The organism is Alkalibacillus haloalkaliphilus C5 (assembly GCF_000269905.1).
GTDB classification, from domain to species: Bacteria; Bacillota; Bacilli; order Bacillales; family Alkalibacillaceae; genus Alkalibacillus; species Alkalibacillus haloalkaliphilus_A.
Window position 1 is genome coordinate 1 of the sequence record NZ_AKIF01000109.1, and the last position, 9976, is coordinate 9976.

General features: G+C 39.1%; 7 protein-coding genes and 1 pseudogene. 7 read left to right on the forward strand and 1 reads right to left on the reverse strand.

Translation table 11 applies throughout. The features are described 5' to 3' along the window. The first annotated feature begins 32 nt into the window (after window positions 1–32). Window positions 33–1280, forward strand: coding sequence for an MFS transporter (locus A194_RS0111340; RefSeq protein ID WP_017186962.1), 1248 nt, complete (start codon window positions 33–35; stop codon window positions 1278–1280). 93 nt (window positions 1281–1373) lie between these two features. After that, window positions 1374–3202, forward strand: a pseudogene (typA, locus tag A194_RS18250) (translational GTPase TypA). Between the two features lie 197 nt (window positions 3203–3399). Here the strand turns inward: typA and A194_RS0111350 are convergent. Further along, window positions 3400–5148 (reverse strand): glutathione ABC transporter substrate-binding protein, encoded by a 1749-nt coding sequence (locus A194_RS0111350; RefSeq protein WP_017186963.1) that lies wholly within the window; start codon window positions 5146–5148, stop codon window positions 3400–3402. A gap of 400 nt (window positions 5149–5548) precedes the next feature. Between A194_RS0111350 and A194_RS0111355 the strand changes: the two genes are divergently transcribed. The 5 genes from A194_RS0111355 to A194_RS18255 form a co-directional block, all read left to right on the forward strand. Further along, window positions 5549–6442 (forward strand): ABC transporter permease, encoded by an 894-nt coding sequence (locus A194_RS0111355; protein ID WP_017186964.1) that lies wholly within the window; start codon window positions 5549–5551, stop codon window positions 6440–6442. A gap of 18 nt (window positions 6443–6460) precedes the next feature. Further along, window positions 6461–7384, forward strand: a complete 924-nt coding sequence (locus A194_RS0111360) for an ABC transporter permease (protein ID WP_017186965.1) — start codon at window positions 6461–6463, stop codon at window positions 7382–7384. Window positions 7385–7409: 25 nt separating this feature from the next. Next, window positions 7410–8441, forward strand: a complete 1032-nt coding sequence (locus A194_RS0111365) for an ABC transporter ATP-binding protein (protein WP_017186966.1) — start codon at window positions 7410–7412, stop codon at window positions 8439–8441. Further along, window positions 8410–9450, forward strand: a complete 1041-nt coding sequence (locus A194_RS0111370; protein WP_017186967.1) for an ABC transporter ATP-binding protein — start codon at window positions 8410–8412, stop codon at window positions 9448–9450. Before A194_RS0111365 ends, A194_RS0111370 begins: the two co-directional genes overlap by 32 nt. Window positions 9451–9612: 162 nt before the next feature. Next, window positions 9613–9976: aminotransferase class I/II-fold pyridoxal phosphate-dependent enzyme (locus tag A194_RS18255; RefSeq protein WP_040402771.1), on the forward strand; the 364-nt coding region annotated here is incomplete at its 3' end.

Consider the following 9976-nt stretch of genomic DNA (forward strand, 5'->3'; position numbering starts at 1 on the left):
AGTTAGAAGAATTGTTTCTAACTTAAGAGAGGATGAAAGTGGTGAACAATAATACAGGGGAAGGTCGTTTGCCGTTGTATCGGAATCGATCATTTGTGTTATATTTCTTAACTTTTTTAGCTTCAAGTTTAAGTGTGGCGTTCTTTTTATTTACGGTTAATTGGTATGTCGTTGATTACTTAAGGTTAGAAGCGATGCTGGGGTTTGTGTTTGTCGCAAGTTCTATTCCGAGGCTTTTATTTATGTTAATCGGTGGTGCCATTGCTGATCGTGTTAATAAAGCGACAGTAATGTTGTTATCTGATTTCACAAAGGCTGTTTTATTAGTGCTCGTTATTGGCTTGCTCGTTTTTGATTTAGTTTCCATTTGGGTGTTAGTTGGGCTAGCGTTTTTATTTGGTTTGTTAGATGCATTTTTTTGGCCAGCAAGTTCTTCATTATTTCCGAAATTAGTGGATAAAAAACAACTAACTCGAGCGAATTCAATTGTTCATACGACACAGCGTTTTTCAGTCATTGCTGGCCCATTAATTGCAGGTGTTGTTATTGGATTTGGCAGTTATGAGTTGATGTTTGGTCTAGTTAGTATAATGCTTCTGTTGGCTGCTGTAGTTGATATATATTTACGGAGAAGAGTAGGTTTGGGTCAAGAAGAACAACAAGAACACCAGTCTGTTTGGCGATCAGTTATAGATGGTCTTCGTTATGTAAAACAGTCCCCTTTCTTATTAACATTAATGTTAACATCAGTCTCACTTAATTTATTTTTAAGCGGACCGCTACAAATGGGGTTACCAATTTTCGCGCGAAATGTGATCGGTGGCGGTGAGTTTACTTATAGTTTATTAAGTGGATTGTTAGGTGTCGGGATGTTAATAGGAGCAGTGATTGTTGGAATTATTAATATAAATAGACGGCGTGGACTTGTTTCGTTAGTAAGTATCGTTGCGCTTGGTGTATTTATGGTCATCTTTAGTTTAACAGGTGAGTTATGGATTAGCTTAGTTGCCATTAGCTTAGTTGGTTTAACAATGTCTATCATAGATGTGCCAATACTATCGGCTATTCAAGCAAACACAGATGAAGACTATATTGGAAGGATGATGAGTTTAATTTCATTTGCATCAATGGGATTACTTCCTGTTTCATTTCTTCTAACTTCATTGTTTATTTCTTTAGGATTTTCAGTAGATGAAATTATTTTCGTGGCTTCATGCTGCTTGTTAACGGTCGGGGTGTTTGTTATCACTTTTGCTAAATCGATTAGATATGTTGATTAATTTAGATCCTTTCGTTAAAAACTATACAGTATAGCTCAACTGATATATAATAACAAAGGCAGGAAATTTTAGTTATAGAAATGGAGCGTTTTTATGCAAGAGCACAAAGATATTCGTAATATCGCCATTATTGCGCACGTTGACCATGGTAAGACAACGTTAGTAGACCAAATGTTACACTATTCTGGGACGTTTCGCGATAATGAAAACGTTGATGATCGTGCGATGGATACGGATGATTTAGAGAAGGAACGCGGGATTACGATCCTTGCGAAAAATACAGCTATAAATTATGGCAATGCACAAATCAACATTTTAGATACACCAGGCCACGCTGACTTTGGTGGTGAAGTGGAACGTATTATGAAAATGGTTGATGGTGTATTGTTAGTCGTTGACGCATATGAAGGTTGTATGCCACAGACTCGTTTCGTGTTAAAGAAAGCATTAGAACAAAACTTAAAACCAATGGTTGTTTTAAATAAGATTGACCGTCCGAATAGCCGTCCTGAGGAAGTTGTCGATGAAGTATTAGATTTATTTATCGAGCTTGGGGCTGACGATGAGCAGTTAGAATTCCCTGTAGCCTATGCTTCGGCACTACAAGGAACATCAGGTTATGAAGCAGAAGATCAAAACGAAACGATGGATCCAATTTTTGAGAAAATTTTAGAGCACATTCCAGCGCCTCAAAAGCTTGTCGACGAACCGTTACAATTCCAAGTAACGTTACTTGATTACAACGATTATGTCGGACGTATTGGTGTCGGACGCGTCTACCGCGGAAAAATGAAAGTCGGCGACCAAGTTGCTTTAATGAAGAAAGATGGCTCAGTTAAAAACCATCGTATTACGAAGTTGTTCGGTTTTATCGGATTGAAACGTGTTGAGATCGAAGAGGCTGAAGCCGGTGATATCGTTGCCGTTTCAGGTATGGAAGATTTAAACGTTGGTGAGACAGTTTGTGATGTTAATCATCATGACCCATTACCAATCCCAAGAATCGATGAGCCGACTTTACAAATGCGTTTTGTTGTTAACAATAGTCCGTTTGCTGGTAAAGAAGGGGATTATATTACAGCAAGAAAAATTGAAGAACGTCTATTAACTCAGCTTGAAACAGATGTGAGCTTACGTGTTGACGAAACTGAAACACCAGATGCGTGGATCGTATCAGGTCGTGGTGAACTTCACTTATCGATTTTAATTGAAAATATGCGTCGTGAAGGATATGAACTACAAATATCTAAACCTCAAGTTATTATACAAGAAATCGATGGTGTGAAGTGTGAGCCGTATGAGCGTGTTCAAATTGATGTACCTGAAGATTATACAGGTCCAGTTATGGAGTCTTTAGGAGCACGTAAAGGTGAAATGCTTGATATGATTAACCACGGAAACGGCCAAGTGAGATTAGAGTTCAAAGTACCATCTCGTGGCCTAATTGGTTATTCAACTGAGTTTATGTCTCAAACGCGTGGTTACGGTATTTTAAACCATTCATTTGATGCTTATGAGCCTGTTGCTCAAGGTACTGTGGTGGAAGACGCCAAGGTGTATTAGTATCTCAAGAAAAAGGTAAAGCAACACCATATAGTATTATGGCACTTGAAGACCGTGGTGTTATTTTTGTTGAACCTGGTACTGAGGTTTATGAAGGAATGATCGTTGGTGAGCACAATCGTGATAACGACTTAACAGTTAATATTACGAAGGAAAAGGCACTAACTAACGTCCGTTCAGCAACAAAAGACAATACCGTTACACTGAAAGGTACTCGAAAATTAACATTAGAAGAAGCAATTGAGTATTTAGATGATGATGAGTATTGTGAAGTAACGCCTGAGTCAATCCGTTTACGTAAAAAGATCTTAAACAAGAGTGAACGTGAACGAGCTCAGAAAAAAGCGAAGAACTTATAATATAAAAGCTATGAGGTAGTTTATCCTCGTAGCTTTTTCTTTTTAGCTTAGAAGCTCATAGACCGGTGCAAGAGGCTCAAAAAAATAATCGAGAGGCTCATAAAACGGTTCAAGATGCTCAAAGCTATCGGTGAATTTCATATTAAACAAACAAAAAAGGCTGGCTCAATGCCAGCCTTTTTATGAATGCCTAAAGATTAATCGTTAATTGTTACGTCTTTAAGCTGATAAATACCTAATGCGTCTACCCAGAAACCATCAACTTCTTCTCTTACACCAGTTAGGTAGTTCTGGTGGTGAACGTAAAGCATAGGAGCAATTTCAGTTAATAGCTCTTGTACTTCAGAGTAGATTTCTTGACGTGCTTCAGGGTCACCTTCACGACGACCAGCATCTAGAAGTTCATCTAGTTCTGGATCATCTACGAATGAACGGTTACCAGTTGAACCGTGAGCACTAGAGTGGAATAGTGAGTAAAGACCATAGTCAGCGTCACCTGTTACTGTAGACCAACCTAATACGAACATATCATGTTCACCGTTAGATGTGCGGTCTAAGTAAGCACCCCATTCTAGCTCTTCGATTTCAACATCGATTCCGTAATCACCTAATACGTCTTGAACGTAAAGAGCAGTTTCTACACGCTGCTCGTTGTCGTTAGTCCATAGAGTTGTTTCGAAACCATCACCGTAACCAGCTTCCTCTAGAAGCTCTTGAGCGCGCTCAGGCTCATAACCTAAACCAGATACATCTTCGTCATAACCGAATACGTCTGGAGCTAGTGGACCAAGCGCAGGAATACCATTACCATCATAGATACCTTCGATGATCTCCTCTTGGTTTACAGCTAAGTTAATAGCTTGACGTACACGAGCATCATCAAATGGTTCTTTTTCCATGTTGAACCCAATGTAAGATAAACTTACAGATTCTTGAGTATTAACATAAGCGTCTTCTAACGCTTCAACGTTGCTTACATCAGTTGGCTGAATTGGATCAGCAATGTGAGAGTTATAAGTTTCTAACTCTGCTAAACGAGCACCAGGCTCAGGAATAACTTTGAACGTTACAGCACCAGGAAGTGCATTTTCACCCCAGTAGTCTTCGTTACGCTCTAATGTCGTTTCTTCACCAGAGACGCGCTCTAGTAACTGGAAGTAACCAGTACCATGCGGGTTACTTGCTACATAAGTACCAACATACTCTGCGATTTCTCCTGATACTTCTTCAAACTCTTCGCCACCTTCAGCGCGAAGTTCATAGTACTCTTCTACTGACATGTCATAGCCAGCTTCTTCTAAAGCTTGCTCATAGTCAGTTGTGATTGCTTCTTCACTAATGATACCACCAGCATCGTGTGATAAGTGAGCTAATAGTGGAGCAAATGGGTATTCAGTTGTAATGTGAACTTCGTAGTCACCTTCAACTGATACTTCCTCAATCATCTCGTAAAGGAAAGTACGTGGAGACGCCATTGCAGGGTCTAGTACACGCTCTAGGTTAGCTTTCACTGCAGATGCAGTAAACTCTGTGCCATCGTGGAACTGTACACCTTCACGTAGTGTGAAAGCCCATGTAGTGTCGTCTACTTCTTCCCAGTCAGTTGCAAGACCTTCAACGATTTCCATATCTTCGTCCTGATAAACTAGTGTTTCATAAATGTTATTACGGACGTTACTTGAAGGAACGTCGTTTTCACCATGTGGATCTAATGATACTAAATCTGAAGAAACTGCTAAGATTACGTGATCTCCATCAACGTCAACCTCAGTTTGTAAATCTTCCTCAGCATCTTCGTCTTCATCTTCTCCAGCTTCTTCGCCTGTATCTGGATCTTCGTCAGTACTCGGTTCTTCTTCTCCAGTACCATCACCAGCACAAGCTGCTAGAAATAGTGTGAAGACTAGCATTACGGCTAAAAGCCAAAAAGTTCTGTTTGACTTCATGCTTGTGTTACCCCCTTGGTAATTTATAAGTATTTGAGTAGCCTAAAATATTAGGCATGCCCTCAAACATAATATAAATCATTTTCAAACTATTAGCAAGGTTATATTTTGTCTAAATTTACTCTAAGTTGTTAATGTAGTGACAATATATAATGAAGGAACTATATTTTTTAATTTATATTCAATATTATTTGCAAATTCTGAATAGACTTAATTTGGGGTAAATTATTGTATTATTATGAATGTACGTTTATGATAGTTGAGAAAGTAGACTCGCTAAAATATTTTTACCAAGAAACAACATAAAAAAGCGCTTACATTTGTGGTAAAATGTTTAAAGTGAGGGTTCACAATTTAAATTTTCAAAAATTTGCGATGTTTTAAAAAGGGGGTATAAGCTGTGTCAAATCAACAGGTAGAAGAAGGCGTGCAAGAAAAAGTAGAAAACCCAAGGGTTAAATCAATAAAAGATTTCTACAAACGCCTAGCAAAAAATAGAGCAGCCTTGATTGGTTTTTACACCATTTTATTTCTAATAGTTGTATCAATAATTGGTCCTTTATTAACGTCAAATTCTCCAAATGATACGGACGTTATGAACAGGTTCGAAAGTCCTTCAGCAGAGTTTTGGTTCGGTACAGACCACATGGGACGTGACATATTCACACGAATTATTCATGGTATGTCCTTAACGCTGGGGATCGGTTTTGCTTCAGTTATTATGGGGGCGCTAGTCGGTATTCCGATTGGTATTATTTCGGGTTACTACGGTGGTCGCATTGATAACATTATTATGAGATTTATCGATATTCTCTTAGCTTTCCCAGGTATTTTACTAGCTTTAGCAATTGTAAGTATTTTAGGTGGAAGCTTAGTGAACGTAACGATTGCCGTAGCTATTTACGCTGTTCCTGGTTTCGCTCGTATTATTCGTGGTTCAACGTTAGCGGCGAAAAAGCTAGAGTACGTTGATGCAATCCGAGCTTTAGGTGCTGGTGATGGACGAATCATCTTTAAGCACATTTTACCGAACGTATTATCACCAGTTATTGTTAATGCGACTCTTTATATTGCAACAGCAATTTTAACAGCTGCAGGTTTATCCTTCTTAGGTATGGGTGCGCAACCGCCTACACCGGAGTGGGGAGCGATGTTAAATGATGGTAGAGGTTATATGAGAGATGCTGGTTATATCGCATTCTTCCCAGGTGCATTTATCGTTGTTGTTGTATTAGCGTTTAACATCTTTGGTGATGGTTTACGTGATGCGTTAGATCCAAAAATGAAAAAATAGAAAAGAGGTGCAAAATAGATGACTGTATTTATAATCCGTCGTATCCTGCAACTGATTCCGGTATTATTAGGTGTTACGATCTTAGTATTCCTACTAATGCACTTAACACCTGGTAACCCGGCACAGTTGATGGCAGGGGAGAATGCTCCGCCTGAGATGGTCGAACAAATTGAAAATCGTTTAGGATTAAATGATCCATTGCCGGTACAGTATTTTGATTATATTACAGGTGTTGTCCAAGGCGATCTTGGAACGTCCATGCGTTACAACACACCAGTAGTCGATGAGGTAGCTCCACGTTTTTGGGTAACAATTGAGTTAGCATTATACGCTACGGTATTAAGTATTTTCTTAGGTTTAATTGCAGGTATTATTTCAGCGGTACGCCAGTATTCAGTAGCTGACGTGTCGATTATGATTGTTGCATTATTCGGTTTATCCATGCCGAACTTCTGGTTAGGCTTAATGTTAATGCAGTGGTTCTCTATTAACTTAGGTTGGTTCCCGCCAACAGGTTGGGGTTCACCAGAGCAAGTCTTACTACCAGTTATAACCTTAGGTACAGCCGGTGCAGCTATTATTGCACGTATGACACGTTCAAGTATGCTTGAGGTTATTTCACAAGACTATATTCGTACAGCACGTGCAAAAGGTGTTAAAGAACGTATTATTATTTATAAGCACGCGCTTAAAAACGCACTAATCCCGGTTGTAACGGTTGTCGGTCTACAATTCGGTGCATTACTTGCCGGTGCGGTATTAACAGAGGAAGTATTCGCGATTAACGGAATGGGTAGATTATTAGTTGACTCAATTATGAACCGTGACTTCCCAGTTGTTCAAGCGTGTATTCTGATTATTTCAGTAGTATTCGTTGTCGTTAACTTATTAGTCGATATTTCTTATAAATTCCTTAACAAGCGTATTGATCTTAACGATTAATTGATAGAAAGCGAGGTGTAGGATCATGAGTGATGAGAAAATTTTAGAAGTTAAAGACTTAAGAACGTCTTTCTTTATAGAAGGAAATGAAATCAAAGCTGTTGACGGTGTTACTTTTGATGTTCCTAAAGGAAAAACATTAGGAATTGTAGGTGAATCAGGTTCTGGTAAGAGTATTAGTGCTTTATCAATCCTTCAATTAATCGATTCACCAGGTGAAATCGTCGGTGGAGAAATTAATTTCAAAGGTCAAAACCTTTTAGATTATAGTGAAGCACAAATGCGTAAAGTACGTGGTAATCAAATTTCAATGATCTTCCAAGAGCCAATGACTTCATTAAACCCTGTTTACACAATTGGTCAACAAATTCGTGAAGCATTGAAAATCCACCGCGGTCTTGATAAGAAAGACGGTACGGAAAAAGCAGTTGAATTACTAGAGCTAGTGGGAATTCCGTCACCAAGAAAGCGTGTGACGCAGTATCCATTCGAATTATCAGGTGGTATGCGCCAGCGTGTTATGATTGCAATGGCATTAGCATGTAACCCTGAGTTATTAATTGCAGACGAGCCTACTACAGCGCTAGACGTTACGATTCAGGCACAAATTTTAGAGCTGATTAAAGAATTACAAGAAGAAATGGGCATGTCTGTTGTCATGATTACGCACGACTTAGGTGTTGTAGCAGAGACATGTGATTATGTTGCCGTTATGTATTGCGGTAAAGTCGTTGAATATGCTGACGTTAAAACGCTATTCAAAAACCCTAGACACCCATATACAGTCGGCCTTTTAAATTCACTACCACGTAGTGATGTGGACCAAGAGGAGCTAATCCCTATTAAAGGTACAGTTCCTGCACCACATGAGATGCCTGATGGTTGTCGATTCGCGCCACGTTGCCCATTTGCAACTGACTTATGCCACAGCGAACTACCAAACCTTGATGAGGTTGGTGAAGGTGAACAAGTTCGTTGCTGGATCTACACAGATGAATGGGATGGCGATCCGGAGGTGAAAGTGTATGAGCCAGAAAAAAGAACTTCTGAAGATTAATAATTTAAAACAGTATTTCCCGATTAAAGGTGGAGTACTCGGTCGTACGGTAAATAACGTAAAGGCTGTTGACGATGTTTCATTCACAATTTATGAAGGTGAAACAGTAAGTGTTGTTGGTGAGTCCGGATGTGGTAAATCAACGACAGGTCGTGCTATTTTACGTTTAGATGACCCAACTGATGGGACAATTGAGTTTGACGGTACAGATCTACTTTCCTTAAATAAGAAAGAAATGCGTAAGATGCGTAAAGACTTACAAATTATTTTCCAAGACCCTTATGCATCATTAAACCCACGTATGACAGTACGTCAAACGTTAAACGAAGCGATGGAAATTCAAAACGCAGTGCCACGTGACGAGCGTAATGATCGTATTGCAGAATTAATGGAAACAGTTGGTTTACAGCCACACCAAGCTGACCGTTTCCCACACGAGTTCTCAGGTGGTCAGCGTCAACGTATCGGTATTGCTCGTGCACTTTCAGTTAACCCGAAATTAATTGTTTGTGACGAAGCAGTTTCTGCGTTGGACGTATCGATTCAAGCACAGGTATTAAACTTGTTAAAGAAATTCCAAGATGAGTGGAATTTGACGTATTTATTTATTGCACACGACTTAGGAGTTGTTCGTCACATCTCTGATCGTATTATCGTTATGTATTTAGGTAAAATTGTTGAAATGGGTGACACGAAGTCAATTTTCGAAAACCCACAACATCCTTATACAAAAGCTTTATTATCAGCAATTCCTGTACCGGATCCAGAAAAGAAGACAGAGCGTATCTTCTTACAAGGTGATGTCCCTTCACCAATCGATCCGCCAACTGGTTGCCGTTTCCATACTAGGTGTCCATTTGCGACAGATAAGTGTGCTGAAGAAGTACCAGAATTGCGTAATGAAGACTATATGACTGATGGTCACGCAGCAGCTTGTCACTACATTAAAGCTATAGAATCTGGTGAGCATCAGCCAACAAGAGAAACATCAAAAGTAAGAGATGTATAAGCTATGTTAGCAGGGAGAGTTCATCTCCCTGTTTTCTTTTATGCTTTAAAGTGTTTTGTCGATGAGAAAATCATGTATCGTGATTTCCCCATAACAGCTTAAATCATGTTATGATACATATTGGGAAAACTAGATTTTGACAACTTTTTAGGAGGTAACGTAATGCCTAGTGAAACTTTAGATCGTTTTTTAAATGAAAATTTACAAGAATTAAAAGACCAAGGACTTTATAATGAAATTGACCCTGTAGAAGGTGCTAATGGACCTGAAATTACAATTAATGGTCAAAAATTAATCAATCTTTCATCAAATAACTATCTTGGACTAGCAACTGATGAAAGACTTAAAGAAGTTGCTAAACAAGCAGTTGATTCTCACGGTGTAGGGGCAGGTGCAGTACGTACAATTAACGGTACATTAGATCTACACGTGAAATTAGAAGAGAAAATTGCTGAATTCAAAGGGACTGAAAGCGCAATTGCTTACCAGTCTGGGTTTAACTGCAATATGGCTGCAATCTCAGCGG